Origin of the sequence: Pseudomonas arsenicoxydans (genome assembly GCF_006438915.1) — a bacterium.
GTDB classification, from domain to species: Bacteria; Pseudomonadota; Gammaproteobacteria; order Pseudomonadales; family Pseudomonadaceae; genus Aquipseudomonas; species Aquipseudomonas arsenicoxydans_A.
On the sequence record NZ_RCZE01000003.1, the window covers coordinates 345,060 to 362,874 of the forward strand.

11 protein-coding genes are annotated in these 17,815 nt (G+C 60.2%); 6 read left to right on the plus strand and 5 right to left on the minus strand.

Annotated features, from left to right (window positions below):
• Positions 1-10: 10 nt before the first annotated feature.
• On the minus strand, positions 11-3,499 hold the full coding sequence (gene smc / locus EAH78_RS08235; protein ID WP_140667126.1) for a chromosome segregation protein SMC: 3,489 nt from the start codon (positions 3,497-3,499) through the stop codon (positions 11-13).
• A gap of 2 nt (positions 3,500-3,501) precedes the next feature.
• On the minus strand, positions 3,502-4,161 hold the full coding sequence (locus EAH78_RS08240; protein ID WP_140667127.1) for a GntR family transcriptional regulator: 660 nt from the start codon (positions 4,159-4,161) through the stop codon (positions 3,502-3,504).
• Between the two features lie 266 nt (positions 4,162-4,427).
• Between EAH78_RS08240 and xdhA the strand changes: the two genes are divergently transcribed.
• From xdhA to guaD, 4 genes are all read left to right on the plus strand, one after another.
• A complete protein-coding gene (gene xdhA / locus EAH78_RS08245; protein WP_140667128.1) occupies positions 4,428-5,882 on the plus strand; it encodes a xanthine dehydrogenase small subunit in 1,455 nt (484 codons plus the stop codon).
• Positions 5,875-8,274, plus strand: a complete 2,400-nt coding sequence (xdhB, locus tag EAH78_RS08250; protein ID WP_140667129.1) for a xanthine dehydrogenase molybdopterin binding subunit — start codon at positions 5,875-5,877, stop codon at positions 8,272-8,274. The genes xdhA and xdhB overlap by 8 nt, the downstream gene beginning before the upstream one ends.
• 116 nt (positions 8,275-8,390) lie before the next feature.
• Complete coding sequence (xdhC, locus tag EAH78_RS08255) at positions 8,391-9,236, plus strand: xanthine dehydrogenase accessory protein XdhC (RefSeq protein ID WP_140667130.1); 846 nt, start codon at positions 8,391-8,393, stop codon at positions 9,234-9,236.
• A gap of 24 nt (positions 9,237-9,260) precedes the next feature.
• Complete coding sequence (gene guaD / locus EAH78_RS08260; RefSeq protein WP_140667131.1) at positions 9,261-10,565, plus strand: guanine deaminase; 1,305 nt, start codon at positions 9,261-9,263, stop codon at positions 10,563-10,565.
• Between the two features lie 166 nt (positions 10,566-10,731).
• Here the strand turns inward: guaD and EAH78_RS08265 are convergent, their stop codons facing one another.
• Positions 10,732-11,496, minus strand: coding sequence for a GntR family transcriptional regulator (locus EAH78_RS08265; RefSeq protein WP_140667132.1), 765 nt, complete (start codon positions 11,494-11,496; stop codon positions 10,732-10,734).
• 360 nt (positions 11,497-11,856) lie between these two features.
• Here EAH78_RS08265 and EAH78_RS08275 point away from each other — a divergent pair, with 360 nt between their 5' ends.
• Positions 11,857-13,047 (plus strand): benzoate/H(+) symporter BenE family transporter, encoded by a 1,191-nt coding sequence (locus EAH78_RS08275; RefSeq protein WP_140667133.1) that lies wholly within the window; start codon positions 11,857-11,859, stop codon positions 13,045-13,047.
• Positions 13,048-13,112: 65 nt separating this feature from the next.
• Here the strand turns inward: EAH78_RS08275 and EAH78_RS08280 are convergent, their stop codons facing one another.
• Positions 13,113-13,457 (minus strand): YggL family protein, encoded by a 345-nt coding sequence (locus EAH78_RS08280; RefSeq protein ID WP_140667134.1) that lies wholly within the window; start codon positions 13,455-13,457, stop codon positions 13,113-13,115.
• Positions 13,458-13,693: 236 nt separating this feature from the next.
• Between EAH78_RS08280 and dacB the strand changes: the two genes are divergently transcribed.
• Positions 13,694-15,154 carry a D-alanyl-D-alanine carboxypeptidase/D-alanyl-D-alanine endopeptidase gene (gene dacB / locus EAH78_RS08285; RefSeq protein WP_140667135.1) on the plus strand — a complete coding sequence of 487 codons (1,461 nt, stop codon included), beginning with the start codon at positions 13,694-13,696 and terminating at the stop codon, positions 15,152-15,154.
• A 135-nt stretch (positions 15,155-15,289) separates the two neighbouring features.
• Here dacB and EAH78_RS08290 read toward each other — a convergent pair whose 3' ends face one another.
• Positions 15,290-17,689 (minus strand): sensor domain-containing diguanylate cyclase, encoded by a 2,400-nt coding sequence (locus tag EAH78_RS08290; RefSeq protein ID WP_140667136.1) that lies wholly within the window; start codon positions 17,687-17,689, stop codon positions 15,290-15,292.
• Between the last annotated feature and the right edge of the window lie 126 nt (positions 17,690-17,815).

Here is a 17,815-nt window from a genome sequence, read left to right on the forward strand (position 1 = left end):
AGACGCCAAATCAGGCATCCACCATCGCCATCGCCTCTTCGACATCCACCGCCACCAGACGCGAGCAGCCCGGTTCGTGCATCGTCACACCCATCAGTTGATCGGCCATTTCCATGGCGATCTTGTTGTGGGTGATGTAGATGAACTGCACCGTCTGCGACATTTCCTTGACCAGTCGTGCGTAGCGTCCAACGTTAGCGTCGTCCAGTGGTGCGTCAACTTCATCGAGCATGCAGAACGGCGCCGGGTTCAACTTGAAGATCGCAAAAACCAGAGCCAGTGCGGTCAGGGCTTTTTCGCCACCGGAGAGCAAATGGATGGTGCTGTTCTTCTTCCCTGGCGGCTGCGCCATGATCGTTACCCCTGTATCGAGTAGATCTTCGCCCGTCAGTTCCAAATACGCGCGTCCTCCACCGAAAACTTTTGGGAAAAGCGCCTGTAAACCGCCATTGATCTGATCAAAGGTATCTTTGAAGCGGTTGCGGGTTTCCTTGTCGATCTTGCGAATCACGTTCTCGAGTGTGTCCAGTGCTTCCACCAGATCATCGTTCTGTGCATCCAGATAACGTTTACGCTCGGATTGTTGCGTGTATTCGTCGATGGCCGCGAGGTTGATCGCGCCGAGACGCTGGATGCGCGCGGCAATGCGCTCGAGTTCTTCTTCGGCGTCCTTCTCGTTCGCCTCTGCCGTCAACGTGGCGAGCACACCGTGCAGGTCGTAGCCGTCTTCCAGCAATTGATCTTCGAGGGTCTTGCGGCGCACGGTCAGGGCTTGCCATTCCATGCGCTGGGTTTCCATCTGGCCGCGAATCAACTGCGACTGCTGCTCGGCCTGATTACGCCGTTTTTCCGCATCGCGCAGTTCACGGTCAGCGTCTTCCAGGGCGATCTGCGCGGTCTTGAGTTCTTCGTCGACGGTCATGCGCTTGTCGAGCAGTTCTTCCAGCTTAAGTCGGAGCTCCTCCAGCGGCGCCTCGCCCTCTTCCAGATTGAGGCTGAGCTGTTCGCGTTTTTCGGTCAGGCGCTCGGACTGCATTTCCAGCCGTTCCAGCGCCTGACGCGTCGAGTCGTGTTGCGCCTTGAGCGAACCGAGACGCACCGCCAATTGATGCGCGTGATCCTTGTGCTGCCGGGCTTCCTGGCGCACCCGATCGAGGCGCTCGCGCAAGCTGTCGCGCTGGGCCAGCAGCAATTCACGCTGCTCGGTGTCCAGCGCCATGGCGTCGAGGGCTTCCTGCAATTGCAGGCGCGCTTCGCCGATGTTTTCGTGTTCCAGCGCGCGTTGCTCGCTCAGCTCGGCGAGCTCTTCGTCGAGGCGCTTACGGCGCAGCGTCAGCTGTTCTGCCTTGGCTTTGCCGGCGGATAGCTGAGCTTTCAATTCACCTTGCTGGCGTGCTTCGTCTTGCAGTAGTCGGCGCAGATGTTCGCGACCGTTTTCCTGCTGACGCTGTTGCGCCCGGAGATTCTGCAGCTGGGTTTCCAGGGTCTCGACCGTGGCCTCGCGCTCTTCACGCTCCTCGGTCAAACGCTGGATTTCCTGACCACGCGCCAGCACACCGCTTTCAGCTTCGCTGGCCCGACGCACACGTAAAAAGTGCCGACCGACCCAGTAACCGTCACGGCTGATCAGGCTCTGCCCTGTGGTCAATTGACTGCGCAGCGCCAGCGCCTGTTCGAGGCTGTCGACCGGCTTGACCTGGCCCAGCCACGGCGACAAATCGATCTGCGCCTCGACCTTGTCGAGCAAGCTGCCCGGCACGCGCACGCCATCACTGGCCGGGCTGAGCAAACGCAAATCGCCTTGGGCGAAACCGGCCAGATCGAAGTCGCCGAAGTCGTCCACCAGCACCGCTTGCAGGTCGGCGCCGAGCACGGTTTCCACCGCGAGCTCCCAACCCGCCTCAACCTTCAGGCCTTCGGCCAGACGCGGACGATCCGCCAAATGCTGCTCACGCAACCATTCGGCGGTGCCGGTGCCCGGATCAAGCGCGGCCTGCTGCAAGGCTTCAAGGGACGCGAGACGACCGTTGAGGCGCTGCAAATCGCCTTGCGCCTGCTGCTGATTGTGCAACGCGAGCTGCAACTCCTGACGCAGTTGCTCAAGGCGTTCGACCTGGGCTTCTTCGCTGGCCTGCAAATCTTCGAGCGTGGCTTCACTGGCGGCCAACTGCTCGCCGAGTTCCATGATCGCCGCGTCTTCCGGGTCCGCCGAGAGCAATGCGCGCTCTTCGCCGAGGCGCTTCTGACGGTCGGCCAGACGCTCCATGCTGGTTTCCAGCTGCTGGATGCGTGACTGCTGCACTTCGGATTGGCGACGCGGCTCGGCGGCGGTCAGGTTGAACGTGTCCCACTGCTCCTGCCAGCCGTGCATGGTGGTTTCGGATTCTTCCAGCGCGGCGGCGGCTTCTTCGGCGGCGGCGCTGGTGACTTCCTGCTCCGGCGTGAGCATGTCGAGCTCTTCGCCGAGAGTCAGCAACAGCGTACGGTCGTGGCCCAGATGAGACTCGGTTTCCAGTCGCGCGCGCTCGGCTTCTTTCAGATCGTCCTGTAACTGACGCAGACGCTGCTGGCCGTGCTGGATGCTCTGCTCGACCCGGGCGATGTCACCGCCGACCGAATAGAAGCGCCCTTGCACCAGATTGAAGCGCTCCGACAGGTCATGGTGCCCGTCCCGGAAGCGTTCGATGGCGGCATCGGCGTTGCGTTGCTCGGCGACCAACGCTTCGAAGGTGACTTCCTGATTGCCGATCACCGCTTCGCGCTGACCGACCTGTTCGTTCAGCGCCTGCCAGCGCAAGGCTGACAATTGGGCTTTGAGCTGACGCTCTTCGCCTTTGTATTCCTGATACTTCTTTGCGGCTTCAGCCTGGCGATGCAAACGTTCGAGTTGACGCTCAAGTTCTTCGCGAAGATCGGTCAGGCGTGCAAGGTTTTCGTGGGTGCGGCGGATGCGGTTTTCGGTCTCGCGCCGACGCTCCTTGTACTTGGAGATGCCTGCCGCTTCTTCAATAAAGTTGCGCAGGTCTTCGGGCTTGGACTCGATCAGCTTGGAGATCATCCCCTGCTCGATGATCGAGTAGCTGCGCGGGCCGAGGCCGGTGCCGAGGAAGATGTCGGTGATGTCGCGACGACGGCATTTGGTGCCGTTGAGGTAATAAGTGGTCTGGCTGTCGCGGGTCACTTTGCGGCGAATGGAAATTTCCGCATAGGCGGCGTATTCGCCGAGCAGGGTGCCGTCGGAGTTATCGAACACCAGCTCGATGCTGGCCTGGCTCACCGGTTTACGACTGGTCGAACCGTTGAAGATGACGTCGGTCATCGACTCGCCGCGCAAGTTCTTCGCCGAGCTCTCGCCCATCACCCAGCGCACGGCGTCGATGATGTTCGACTTGCCGCAACCATTGGGCCCGACCACTGCCGCCATGTTGCTGGGGAAGTTCACCGTGGTCGGATCGACGAAGGACTTGAACCCCGCCAGCTTGATGCACTTGAGCCGCACGCTTAAGCGTCCGTCAGGGCAGAAACCACCAGATCGCAACTGCGCTGGGCATACGCCGTCAGCACTTCGCGGATCTGCGGAAAGTCACGGGCCAGCACGGCAGCGAGCAGGCGCTCGAACAGTTCGAGGAATTCGCTCATCGACGCCTTGCGCTGGTCGAGGGCGAGGAAATACGCGCGGCTCATGGCCGGCTGCAGATTCTCGACGGTTTCCTGCAAGTACGGGTTGTTGGCGAACGGGTACGCGGCGCGCATCACATTGAAGCTGTCGTCGACGAAGGTGCGGATGTCCTGACGCTCGTAGCTGGCGGCCAGGCGTTGCTGGATCTGCACGAACGGCGCCATGTCGGCCTGGACTTTCCAGCCGTTGGCCACGGCATTGCCGAGCAGGATGTACAGCTCGCTCATCAGCGTGCACAGGCTCTGGACCTTGTGCGCCGTGAGTTCGGTGACATGGGCGCCCCGACGCGGCAGGATCGCGATCAGGTGGCGACGTTCGAGGATCAGCAAGGCTTCACGGACCGAGCCGCGGCTGACATTGAGCGCCAGCGTGACCTTCTGTTCCTGAATGCGCTCCCCGGGCTTCATTTCGCCGCGAATGATGCGTTCGGCGAGGTGGTGAGCAATTTGCTCGGCGAGGCTGTCCGGCGCCTTGAACGTCATGGTTGTCCTTCAAACTCTTCGATCTGCACAAGCGGCGCAGTGTAACCCAGTTGATAGGTCATGGCGCAGGGCCCACTCGGCGGTTTTGGCACGATTCAAGCAAAAAAGCAGGCATGTGCATGAGGGTCAATACTGAAGAAATGAAGTGTTTGTCGACAAAATGCTATTTCCTGACCTTTAAGTCAGAAAATCATTGACCGAAAAGTCAGACCTGCTAAATTCGGTTCAAGTCGGTTAACAACAATAATGAGTCTGCGAGGCCTTCCGTGATCCAGTTTTTACTTAACCAGGAACTCCGTAGCGAGCACGCCCTGGACCCAAACCTGACCGTGCTCAATTATCTGCGCGACCATGTGGGCAAACCCGGCACCAAAGAAGGCTGCGCCAGCGGTGACTGCGGCGCCTGCACCGTGGTGGTTGGCGAGTTGCAAACGGATGACGATGGCCGCGAACACATTCGCTATCGCAGCCTCAACTCGTGCCTGACGTTCGTGTCGTCGCTGCACGGCAAACAATTGATCAGCGTTGAAGACCTCAAGCACCAGGGCGAACTGCACAGCGTGCAAAAAGCCATGGTCGAGTGCCACGGTTCGCAATGCGGCTTCTGCACCCCGGGCTTCGTCATGTCGCTGTTCGCCCTGCAAAAGAACAGCGATGCACCCGATTCCCACAAGGCCCACGAAGCATTGGCTGGCAATCTTTGCCGTTGCACCGGTTATCGGCCGATCCTGCAAGCTGCCGAACAGTCCTGCTGCGGCAAGCAACCGGACCAGTTCGATGCGCGGGAAGCCGACACCATCGCGCGCTTGAAAGCGATTGCCCCGACGTCCATCGGCGAACTCAACAGTGGCGACAAACGTTGCCTGGTGCCGCTGACCGTTGCCGACCTGGCCGACCTCTACGACGCTTATCCACAGGCGCGCCTGCTGGCCGGCGGCACGGACCTGGCGCTGGAAGTCACGCAATTCCACCGCACCTTGCCGGTGATGATTTACGTCGGCAACGTGGCCGAGATGAAGCGCATCGAGCGTTTCGACGATCGCCTGGAAATCGGCGCTGCCACCGCCCTCTCCGACTGCTACGAAGCATTGAAGGCCGAGTACCCGGATTTCGGTGAATTGCTGCAACGCTTTGCCTCGCTGCAGATCCGCAACCAGGGCACCCTCGGCGGCAACATCGGCAACGCCTCGCCCATCGGTGACTCGCCGCCCCTGCTGATCGCCCTGGGCGCGCAAATCGTCCTGTGCAAAGGCGAAACCCGGCGCACCCTGGCCCTGGAAGATTACTTCATCGATTACCGGGTCACCGCGCGTCAGGAAAGCGAGTTCATCGAGAAGATCATCGTGCCGCGTGCCAGCGCCGAACAACTATTCCGCGCCTACAAGGTGTCCAAGCGTCTGGACGATGATATTTCCGCCGTGTGCGCCGCGTTCCAGATCCGTCTGGAAAACGGTGTGATCGCCGATGCCCGCGTTGCCTTCGGCGGCATGGCGGCCATCCCGAAACGCGCCAGCGCCTGCGAAAAAACATTGCTCGGTGCGCCGTTCAATCACGCCACCGTCGAACGCGCCTGCGCCGCACTGGCCGAAGATTTCACCCCGCTGTCGGACTTCCGCGCCAGCAAGGAATACCGCCTGCTCAGCGCGCAGAACCTGCTGCGCAAATACTTCATCGAACTGCAAACACCGCACATCGAGACTCGGGTGACCGCTTATGTCTAATCATCACGCTGTAGAGAAGACCCAAGCCGAACTGGCTGAACTGTTCGCCAAGGACCTGACCACCGGTGTCGGCCGCAGCGTCAAGCACGACAGCGCCGCCAAACACGTATCCGGTGAAGCGCAGTACATCGACGACCGACTGGAGTTTCCGAACCAGTTGCACGTTTACGCACGCCTGTCGGACCGCGCCCACGCGAAAATCATCAGCATCGACACCAAGCCCTGCTACGCCTTCGAAGGCGTGCGCATCGCCATCACCCACGAAGACGTGCCAGGCCTGAAAGACATCGGGCCGCTGTTGCCGGGCGACCCGCTGCTGGCCATCGATGATGTGCAGTTCGTCGGTCAGCCGGTGCTTGCCGTGGCTGCGAAAGACCTCGAAACCGCACGTAAAGCCGCCATGGCCGCGATCATCGAATATGAAGATCTGGAGCCTGTGCTGGACGTGGTTGAAGCCCTGCGCAAACGCCACTTCGTGCTTGACAGTCACACGCATCAGCGCGGTGATTCGGCCGGTGCCTTGGCGACTGCCGAGCACCGCATCCAGGGCACGTTGCACATCGGCGGCCAGGAACACTTCTACCTCGAAACCCAGATTTCATCGGTGATGCCGACGGAAGACGGCGGCATGATCGTCTACTGCTCGACACAGAACCCGACCGAAGTGCAAAAGCTGGTCGCCGAAGTGCTTGATGTGTCGATGAACAAAATTGTGGTCGACATGCGCCGCATGGGCGGCGGTTTTGGTGGCAAGGAAACGCAAGCCGCGAGCCCGGCCTGTTTGTGCGCCGTGATTGCGCACCTCACCGGCCAGCCGACCAAAATGCGCCTGCCGCGCGTCGAAGACATGTTGATGACCGGCAAGCGTCACCCGTTCTACGTCGAGTACGACGTCGGCTTCGACAGCACCGGCCGCCTGCACGGCATCGCTCTGGAACTGGCGGGCAACTGCGGTTGCTCACCAGACCTGTCGGCCTCGATTGTCGACCGTGCGATGTTCCACGCCGACAACTCTTACTACCTGGGCGACGCGACGATCAACGGTCACCGCTGCAAGACCAACACCGCATCAAACACCGCTTACCGGGGGTTCGGCGGGCCGCAAGGTATGGTCGCCATCGAAGAAGTGATGGACGCGATCGCCCGGCACCTGGCCCTCGATCCGCTGGCGGTGCGCAAGGCCAACTACTACGGCAAGACCGAGCGCAACGTCACGCACTACTACCAGACCGTCGAGCACAACATGCTCGAAGAAATGACCGCCGAACTGGAAGAAAGCAGCCAGTACGCCGAGCGTCGTGAAGCGATTCGTCGTTACAACGCCAACAGCCCGATCCTGAAAAAAGGCCTGGCGCTGACCCCGGTGAAATTTGGTATTTCCTTCACCGCCAGCTTCCTCAACCAGGCCGGCGCGCTGATCCACGTCTACACCGACGGTAGCATTCACCTGAACCACGGCGGCACCGAAATGGGCCAGGGTTTGAACACCAAAGTCGCGCAAGTCGTGGCCGAAGTGTTCCAGGTGGAAATGGACCGCGTGCAGATCACCGCGACGAACACCGACAAGGTGCCAAACACCTCGCCGACTGCCGCGTCCAGCGGTGCTGACCTCAACGGTAAAGCCGCACAGAACGCCGCTGAAATCATCAAGAAACGCTTGGTCGAATTTGCCGCGAGGCACTACAAGGTCAGCGAAGAAGACGTCGAATTCCACAACGGCCATGTGCGGGTTCGCGATCACATCCTGACCTTTGAAGCGCTGATCCAGCAGGCGTATTTCGCTCAGGTGTCGCTGTCGAGCACCGGGTTCTACAAGACCCCGAAAATCTTCTACGACCGCAGTCAGGCCCGTGGTCGTCCGTTCTACTACTACGCCTTCGGTGCAGCGTGCTGCGAGGTGATCGTCGACACCCTGACCGGCGAGTACAAGATGCTCCGTACCGACATCCTCCACGACGTCGGCGCCTCGCTGAACCCGGCCATCGACATTGGCCAGGTCGAAGGTGGTTTCATCCAGGGCATGGGGTGGTTGACCATGGAAGAACTGGTGTGGAACAACAAGGGCAAACTGATGACCAACGGCCCGGCCAGCTACAAGATCCCGGCCGTGGCGGACATGCCGCTGGACCTGCGGGTGAAGCTGGTGGAAAACCGCAAGAACCCGGAAGACACGGTGTTCCATTCCAAGGCCGTGGGTGAGCCGCCGTTCATGCTCGGCATCGCGTCGTGGTGTGCGATCAAGGACGCCGTGGCGAGCCTTGGTGACTACAAGCATCAACCGAAGATCGATGCGCCGGCGACCCCGGAGCGGGTGTTGTGGGGGTGTGAGCAGATGCGGCAGTTGAAGGCGGTGAAAGCCGTGGAAGCTGAAACCGAGTTGGCTTCGCTCTAGACCGAGGCGCGGCTATCGCGAGCAAGCCCGCTCCCACATTGAAATGCATTCCAAATGTGGGAGCGTGGCTTGCCCGCGATGAGGCCCGAACAGACAACAGAAATGTTGAGGTGAATATGTACAACTGGATCGACGCCCTCGCCGACCTGCAATCCCAGGGTGAACCCTGCGTGTTGGTGACCATCATCGAAGAGCTCGGCTCGACGCCGCGCAATGCCGGTTCGAAAATGGTCATCAGCGCCACCCAGACCTTCGACACCGTCGGTGGCGGACATCTCGAATACAAAGCCATGCAGATCGCCCGCGACATGCTCGCCAGCGGCAAACAGGACACGCACCTGGAGCGCTTCAGCCTCGGCGCCAGCCTTGGCCAGTGCTGCGGTGGCGCGACGGTGTTGCTGTTCGAACCGATGGGCCAGGTCCAGGCGCAGATCGCCGTGTTCGGCGCCGGTCATGTCGGTCGCGCCTTGGTGCCGTTGCTCGCCAGTCTGCCCTGCCGGGTGCGCTGGATCGATTCGCGGGAAGACGAATTCCCTGAACAGATCCCCCACGGCGTGCGCAAGATTGTCAGCGAAGAACCGGTGGATGAAATCGACGACCTGCCCGCCGGCAGCTACTGCATCGTCATGACCCACAACCACAAGCTCGACCTCGAACTCACCGCCGCGATCCTCAAGCGCAACGACTTCGCCTACTTCGGCCTGATCGGTTCGAAGACCAAACGGGTGAAGTTCGAACACCGTCTGCGCGACCGCGGATTCGACAACAGCGTCGTGCAACGCATGCGCTGCCCGATGGGCATCGGCGAAGTCAAAGGCAAATTGCCTGTGGAAATCGCCATCTCCATCGCCGGCGAAATCATCGCCACCTATAACGCGAATTTCGGCCAGCAGACCGCCAGCGCCGGATCATCGATTGCCAAACTGCTGCCCGCTTCACGCCGCAGCCAAGCTTTTAATTGATAAGCCTAAAAACCGAGAGCCCCCATGCCTTTGACTCGCAAAGCTTACCGCGCCGCCATCCTGCACAGCATTGCCGACCCAGCCGAAGTCGGTATTGAAGCTTCGTACGAGTATTTCGAAGACGGCTTGCTGGTGGTCGACAACGGCCAGATCAGCGCGCTTGGCCACGCCAGCGACTTGCTGCCGACCCTGCCGGCCGACATCGAGATCACCCATTATCAGGACGCGCTGATCACCCCGGGGTTCATCGACACCCACATTCACTTGCCGCAAACCGGCATGATCGGCGCGTACGGCGAGCAATTGCTGGACTGGCTCAACACCTACACCTTCCCGTGCGAAAGCCAGTTCGCTGACAAGAAACACGCCGACGAAGTCGCGGACATTTTCATCAAGGAACTGCTGCGCAACGGCACCACCACGGCGCTGGTGTTCGGCAGCGTGCATCCGCAATCGGTGAACTCGTTCTTCGAGGCCGCCGAACAGCTCGACCTGCGCATGATCGCCGGCAAGGTGATGATGGACCGCAACGCCCCGGACTACCTGACCGACACCGCCGAATCCAGCTACGTGGAAAGCAAGGCACTGATCGAGCGCTGGCACGGCAAGGGCCGCTTGCACTATGCGGTCACCCCGCGTTTCGCCCCGACCAGCACCCCGGAACAACTGACCCTTGCCGGTCAACTGCTCAGCGAATTCCCTGACCTGTACATGCAGACTCACATCAGCGAAAACCTGAAGGAAGTCGAATGGGTCAAGGAGCTGTTCCCGGAGCGTAAAGGCTACCTGGACGTCTACGATCATTACCAATTGCTCGGCGAGCGTTCGGTGTTTGCCCACGGCGTGCACCTGTGCGACGACGAGTGCGCGCGACTGGCGGAAACCGGTTCGGCCATCGCCTTTTGCCCGACGTCGAACTTCTTCCTGGGCAGCGGGTTGTTCAACCTGCCGATGGCCGAGAAGCACAAGCTGAATGTCGGCGTGGGCACGGACGTTGGCGGTGGCACCAGTTTCTCGATCCTGCAAACCTTGAACGAAGCGTACAAAGTCATGCAGCTGCAAGGTGCGCGGTTGAGCCCGTTCAAGTCGCTGTACCTGGCGACTCTTGGCGGTGCGCGGGCGCTGCGTCTGGAGGACAAGATCGGCACCTTGAAACCGGGCACCGATGCCGACTTCCTGGTGCTGAATTACAACGCAACGCCGTTGCTGAGCTATCGCTTGAAGCAGGCCAATAACATTGCCGAGACGTTGTTTGTGTTGATGACGCTAGGGGATGACCGGACTGTTATGCAGACGTATGCGGCGGGGTATCAGGTGCATCAGCGCTAGTTTTCTTCGGGCATAAAAAATCCCCCGTAGCGGTGAAGCCCGGGGGATTTTTTTGTCGTTGAGGCCGCCTTCGCGAGCAAGCCCGCTCCCACATTAGACCGAGTTCTCCCAGCAGGATGCGGTCGAATGTGGGAGCGGGCTTGCTCGCGAATGGGGCAACTCGGTGTCAGAGCTTGGCAGCAGGACGCCCAGGCTTCTTGGTCTGCAACAAATGCGAGAACACCGCATGCAAATCATCCGACGCACTTTCTTCGTCGAGGTTGAGTTTGCTGTCGATGTGATCCATGTGGTGCATCATCAAATTCACAGCCAACTCACCGTTGCGCGCTTCGATAGCGTCGATCAATTGGGTGTGTTCGTCGTAAGAACAGTGCGAACGGTTGCCACTTTCATACTGGGCGATGATCAACGACGTCTGCGACACCAGACTGCGCTGGAAGCTGATCAGCGGCGCATTCTTAGCCGCTTCGGCGAGTTTCAGGTGGAATTCGCCCGACAGACGGATGCCGGCACCGCGATCACCGCGCGAGAAGCTGTCGCGCTCGTCGTTGACCATCTGACGCAATTCGGCGATTTCCTCGGCGGTTGCGTGTTGCACCGCCAGTTCAGTGATCGCTCGTTCCACCAGGCGGCGCGCGAGGAACACCTGACGGGCTTCTTCGACGCTCGGGCTGGCGACGACCGCGCCACGGTTCGGACGCAGCAGCACGACGCCTTCATGGGCCAGGCGCGAGAGCGCGCGGCGGATGATGGTGCGACTGACCCCGAAAATTTCCCCCAGCGCTTCTTCGCTCAACTTGGTGCCGGGCGCCAGACGCTGTTCGAGGATGGCCTCGAAGATATGCGCGTAGACAATATCGTCCTGGGTCCCGGTGCGGCCGGCTTTGCCTGCTCGCGGTTGTTTTTTTAGGGGCTGCAACTGTTCGTTCATGGGCACTCGAGTCGGGAGAACTGCGGCGAATTGACGGTGACTGTAATACGGCACAGAGGGTCGCTGGCAAGTATCGCGTAAAAAACACCGCGATTGTACACAATGGAGGGTGGCAACACGACTGTACGGCTGTTTGTCGCTTCCGCTGTATTGCAACGATCCCTTACGTTTGAGTTTAGGCTTGAACGCAGAATCCGCGCTTGAACGCGAATCCCTAATGTGGGAGCGGGCTTGCTCGCGAAGGCGGTGTATCAGTCGACATCTGCTTTGACTGCCACACCGCCTTCGCGAGCAAGCCCGCTCCCACAAGGTTAAGCGTTGCAGCGGACATCTTCATACGTAATAAGGAACACCGCTGTCATGAACGACGCCACGCACACGCAGCTTCGACCACTGGCCGACACCTCGCCGTCGGCCATCGTCGCCGGTTTCATCGCGATGATGACCGGTTACACCAGCTCCCTGGTCCTGATGTTTCAGGCCGGACAAGCGGCGGGCCTGACCAGCGGGCAGATTTCGTCGTGGATCTGGGCGATCTCGATTGGCATGGCGGTGTGCTCGATCGGCCTGTCGTTACGTTATCGCACGCCCATCACCATTGCCTGGTCGACCCCGGGCGCGGCGTTGCTGATCACCAGCCTCGGCGGTGTCAGTTATGGCGAAGCCATCGGCGCCTATATTACCTGCGCAGTGCTGGTGACGATCTGCGGGCTGACCGGCAGCTTCGAACGGTTGGTGAAAAAGATTCCAGCCTCACTGGCCGCGGCCCTGCTGGCGGGCATTCTGTTCAAGATCGGCAGCGAAATTTTCGTTGCCGCCCAGCATCGCACCGGCCTCGTGCTGGGTATGTTCTTTACGTATCTGGTGATCAAGCGCCTGTCGCCGCGATACGCCGTGCTGGCCGCGTTGTTGATCGGCACTGCATTGTCAGGATTCATGGGGCTGCTGGATTTCAGCGGTTTCCATCTGGAAGTGGCGACGCCGGTCTGGACCACGCCGCACTTCTCGCTGGCCGCGACTATAAGCATCGGCATTCCGCTGTTCGTGGTGGCCATGACCTCGCAGAACATGCCGGGCATCGCCGTCTTGCGCGCCGACGGGTACACCGTGCCGGCCTCCCCACTGATCACCACCACCGGCATCGCCTCGTTGCTGCTGGCACCGTTCGGCTCCCACGGCATCAACCTGGCGGCCATCAGTGCCGCGATCTGCACCGGGCCGCATGCCCATGAAGATCGCAACAAACGCTACACGGCGGCGGTCTGGTGCGGGATTTTCTACGGGATCGCCGGGGTGTTCGGCGCGACATTGGCGGCGCTGTTTGCCGCGTTGCCGAAAGAACTGGTGCTGTCGATTGCGGCGCTGGCGTTGTTTGGCTCGATCATCAATGGCTTGAGCATCGCCATGACCGAGGTGAAGGAACGGGAAGCGGCGCTGATCACCTTTATGGTCACGGCGTCGGGGCTGACGCTGTTTTCCATTGGTTCGGCGTTCTGGGGGATTGTGGCGGGTGTGTTGACGTTGTTGATTTTGAATTGGCGTAAAGGCTGACATCTGCGCACAAAAAAACGGCGACCCTTGGGTCGCCGTTTTTTTTAAGACAAAAAGCTAGGACATCAAGCTACCGGATTGATCGGCTTTTCCGGGTACCAGACGTCGATCAGCGGGCTGACGGTTGCTTCGGTCAGTTCGCTGCGGTCTTTGAGCCAGGCTTCAACAGCAGCGCGCTGCTCTTCGGACACCGAGCCACGCTTCTGCAGGCAAACCAGACCGAAGTCGTCGCCGCCAACATAACCCAGACCGTTGGCTTCCATGGCTTCTTTCAGGAACGCGTCGAGGAAAGCATCAATGGCTTCATCAGCCAAATCTTCTTTGAAATCCAGGTTCAGTTCGAAACCCAGCTCTTGAAATTCATCGACGCACAGTTTTTTGCGCAGACGCTGGGAACGGTTAGTCGCCATTGGAACAATCCTCATAAGTAATAACGGGCGGCACTTTAGCAGTTTAAGCCGCTAATTGCCCGACTCTCTGGGGTGCATCGCTGACCGCCGGTAAAAAAATAGCAGATTTGAAGGCCATGGCACGGCACACGCTTTCAAGCCTTGGGGCATAATGCCGACACTTTCATGACCACTGAGGGATTTTATCGCCATGCCCTCGTCTTTTTTTCCCCCTCGGCTGTAGGGTTTTATTACACATGATCAAATCTTTGCGTCCATTGTTGCTGACCAGCTTCATTCTTCCGCTGGCCTTCTCCGTTTCCGCCGCTCCGATCAACACTGCGCTTACACCCAACGTCGAAAAGGCCCTCAAGGCCAGCAAGTTGCAGGACAGCGCCCTGTCGCTGGTGATGATCCCGCTCACCGGCCCGGGCACACCGACCATTTTCAACGCTGACGTTTCGGTCAACCCGGCCTCGACCATGAAACTGGTCACCACCTATGCCGCGCTGGAAATGCTCGGGCCGAACCATCAGTGGAAAACCGAGTTCTACACCGACGGCACCCTCAGCGGCGGCATCCTCAATGGCAACCTCTACCTCAAGGGTGGCGGCGATCCCAAGCTGAACATGGAAAAACTCTGGCTGCTGATGCGTGACCTGCGTGCCAACGGCGTGACGCAAATCACCGGAGATCTGGTGCTGGACCGCAGCTTCTTCACCCAACCGCAATTGCCCGAGTTCAATGACGATGGCAATGACGAGAACAAGCCGTTCCTGGTCAAGCCCGACTCGTTGATGGTCAACCTCAAGGCACTGCGTTTTGTCGCGCGTAACGACGGCGGCCGGGTGTTGGTGTCGGTGGAACCGCCGATTGCCAGCATTCGCATCGAAAACCAGGTCAAGGCTGTCAACTCCAAGCAATGCACCGGCGGCGTGCGCTACAACCCGGTGACCCAGGCCGATGGCAGCGTGACCGTAACGGTCGGCGGCCAGTTGGGCGATGGCTGCAACTCGCAGACGTACCTGTCGCTGCTTGACCACGCGACCTACACCGCCGGCGCCGTGCGGGCCATCTGGAAAGAGCTGGGTGGCAGCATTCAGGGTAAAGATGTGCTGGCCCCGACCCCAAGCAGCGCAAAATTGCTGGCCCGGGCTTATTCGCCGGACCTGGCGGAAATCATCCGCGACATCAACAAATACAGTAACAACACCATGGCTCAGCAGCTGTTCCTGAGCCTGGGCCAGAAATTCCGTACCGATGCCGATGGTGACGATGCCAAAGCCGCGCAGCGCGTCGTACGTCAGTGGCTGGCGAAGAAAGGCATTACCGCGCCGCACCTGGTGATGGAGAACGGTTCCGGCCTGTCCCGCGCCGAACGCGTCAGCGCCCGTGAAATGGCAGCGATGCTGCAAGCCGCGTGGCACAGCCCGTATGCCGCCGAGTTCATCAGTTCGATGCCGATTGCCGGCACCGACGGCACCATGCGCAAACGCCTGAAGACCACCGCGATGCGCGGTGAAGCCCACGTCAAGACCGGCACCCTGAACACCGTACGCGCCATCTCCGGCTTCAGCCGCGACGTCAATGGCAACACGTGGGCAGTGGTGGCAATCCTCAACGACAAGGCCCCGTTTGGCGCGTCGTCGGTACTGGATCAAGTGCTGCTGGACCTGTATCGCCAGCCGAAACTGCCAGACACGGCTTCGGTGCTCTAACCCGATCCAAAGATCACCAAAGATCAAATGTGGGAGCGGGCTTGCTCGCGAATGCGGTGTATCAGTCAACTAAAATGTTGAATGACACACCGCATTCGCGAGCGAGCCCGCTCCCACAAGGTCCAGTATCCAGCCTTAGGTTTTCTGCGCCTCAACCCGATCGCGTCCCGCCTGCTTCGCCGCATACACCCCCGAATCCGCCCGCAACAACAGCGCATCCGCGCCCTCCCCGACGCGCCAACTGGCAATCCCGAAACTCGCGGTAACGAACCCCACGCTGTCGATCGGTGAACTGCGCAGCCCTTGCCACAATTGCATGGCCAGCACGTGCGCCTGCTCGCGGTCGGTGTCCGGGCAGAGCACCATGAATTCTTCTCCGCCGAGCCGACAGAACACGTCCGTGCGCCGCAATCGATGACCGATGCGCTCGCACACGGCCTGCAACACCCGATCCCCTACGGCATGGCCATGCTGGTCATTGATGCGTTTGAAGTGGTCGATGTCGAGCATGATCACCGACAACTCGCCCACCCCACGCTGGACCCTCGCCATCTCGGTGGTCAGGCGCTCCTGGAAATAACGGCGGTTGTGGATCCCGGTCAGCGAGTCGGTGATCGACAGTGCGCGCAACTCTTCTTCCACCCGCTTCAGGTCAGAGATGTCGGAAATGTAGCCATGCCAGAGCACGCCGCCACCGGGCAACTCTTCGGGGGTTGCCTCACCGCGAACCCAGCGCAGGCCACGCATGGGCAGTTGCACGCGGTATTCCTCGCGCCACGGGCTGAGGGTGTCCGCTGAGGCGCGGATCGAGGCCCGGACCCGGGTCGTGTCCTGTGGATGGATGCGCGTGAAGATCGCTTCGGCATTCAACAGCAGCACATCCGGTTCGAGTTCGTAGATCTCGCGAATACCGTCGCTGGCATAAATCACACTGAAGCGGCCGTCGAATTCCATCTTGAATTGGTAGATGCCACCGGGCACATGGGCGCTGAGTTTCTTCAACAACAGGTCCCGTGCCGCCAGCGCCTCATGCACGCGCTTGCGCTCGGTAATGTCGATGCAGATCGCCAGGTGACCGACCCACAGCCCCTGCTCGTCGAGCACCGGGGTGGCGAGCATGTTCACCGCCAAATGGCTGCCATCGCAGCGCACCAGCGTCCACTCCCGCGCCTCGCTTGCGCCCTCTTCGCCCCCTTCGACCAACATTGCGTGACAGGTCGGAATCGGTTTGCCATACCGCGCACTCAACTCCGCTGCCCGTGCCACCAGCTCCCGGGGGAGGTGCAGGTTTTCCAGGGTCATGTGCCCAACGACCTCAACGCTGGCGTAACCCAACATCTGCTCAGCGCCGGCGTTGAACGTACTGATAACCCCGCGCAAGTCGGTAGCGATGATCGCCACCTGAGTCGCGGCATTCAGCACGCCGCGCAACTGGCCGTGGGTGCCGCTCAGTTCCTGCTCACGGGCACGCAGTTCCTCGGTCCGTTGTTCCACCATTTTCAGTGCGCGCTGGCGCTGGCTGACCAACACATACACCAGCGCGCTGAGCAACAGACTGAGCAAGCCGCCCAACACCATCAGGGTCGTCACCGAGGAATGATTGGCTTGTATAAAGGCCTCGCTCGGCGTGATGTCGACCTGATAATCGTGATCGGCCAATCGCAACAGTCGGCTCGCGGACAAATCACTGGCCGCCGGTGGGTTGATCGATTCGTAGAGCACTTCGTGCTGATCGTCGATCGACAAGTCGAGAATGCGCACCGAAAGATAGTCGTAGTTGGCGTCCGGTAATCCATCGGCCAGCAACTGGCGCATGCTGATCACGGCCATCACATAACCGAAGGGTTTTACCCCCGCAGCGCTGGGTGGGTTGCGTGAAAACACCGGAGCCACCAGCAACACGCCGCGCGCAAAGGCCGGCTCGATGCTGACCAGATGCATCGGCTGCGACACCGCCATGCTGCCCAGTTTGTCCGCCCGTTCAAGGGTGGCGCGGCGCATCGGCTGGGCCAGCAAGTCGTAGCCCAGCGGCGAGCCCAGGCGACTTTGCGTCTGGCTGTACAGCACCGCCACGTATTCATCGCGCTCGGCGGCCAATTGCAGTTGACTGTTGCCGTCGAGTTCACGAAGGGTGAAATTGCTGAAGCCTTCGTCCCGCACCTTTTGCTCAAATTGCGCGCGCTCGGCACGGGTCACTCGGGCCGCGAATGAATAGGCCTGGGTTCGGTGCAACAGGGGCTTGGTGTAACCGTCGAACTCCTCGCGGGAGACCGAGTCGGAATTGGCGAAGAACCGGCGCAGGCCGTCGAGGCGCTGTTCCTGGTCCTGAAATCGTTCTTCAATGCGGCTGTAACGCTCACTGGCCAGCAGTTGGAAGCGTTGCTTGAGTTGATGGTGAAACACATTGACCGTCGACCAGGCCAGTAACCCGGTGAGCACGCCGCCCATGAGCAATACCAACAGCGCGACCAGCCAGGCCGACGCATCTTCGCTGATAAAACCCAGGATCTTTGGGCGTACGGCCTGAAACGACATAAAGGCAACTCAAAATGCCAGGTGCCGGAAAAGCCCATTGGCCATGAGTGAGTTATAGCCATTAGCCACTAATTTGGCCAGCACTGAAATGACCCAAGAGCCTTTAAAAATCAAGGCTCTGTGGAT

Excerpts from the sequence above, each read along its gene's own strand:
- dacB (WP_140667135.1), top strand. The coding sequence starts at position 13,694 with ATGATCAAATCTTTGCGTCCATTGTTGCTGACCAGCTTCATTCTTCCG.
- EAH78_RS08240 (WP_140667127.1), bottom strand. The coding sequence starts at position 4,161 with ATGACGTTCAAGGCGCCGGACAGCCTCGCCGAGCAAATTGCTCACCAC.
- xdhB (WP_140667129.1), top strand. The coding sequence starts at position 5,875 with ATGTCTAATCATCACGCTGTAGAGAAGACCCAAGCCGAACTGGCTGAA.
- EAH78_RS08290 (WP_140667136.1), bottom strand. The coding sequence starts at position 17,689 with ATGTCGTTTCAGGCCGTACGCCCAAAGATCCTGGGTTTTATCAGCGAA.
- guaD (WP_140667131.1), top strand. The coding sequence starts at position 9,261 with ATGCCTTTGACTCGCAAAGCTTACCGCGCCGCCATCCTGCACAGCATT.
- xdhC (WP_140667130.1), top strand. The coding sequence starts at position 8,391 with ATGTACAACTGGATCGACGCCCTCGCCGACCTGCAATCCCAGGGTGAA.
- EAH78_RS08280 (WP_140667134.1), bottom strand. The coding sequence starts at position 13,457 with ATGGCGACTAACCGTTCCCAGCGTCTGCGCAAAAAACTGTGCGTCGAT.
- EAH78_RS08265 (WP_140667132.1), bottom strand. The coding sequence starts at position 11,496 with ATGAACGAACAGTTGCAGCCCCTAAAAAAACAACCGCGAGCAGGCAAA.
- EAH78_RS08275 (WP_140667133.1), top strand. The coding sequence starts at position 11,857 with ATGAACGACGCCACGCACACGCAGCTTCGACCACTGGCCGACACCTCG.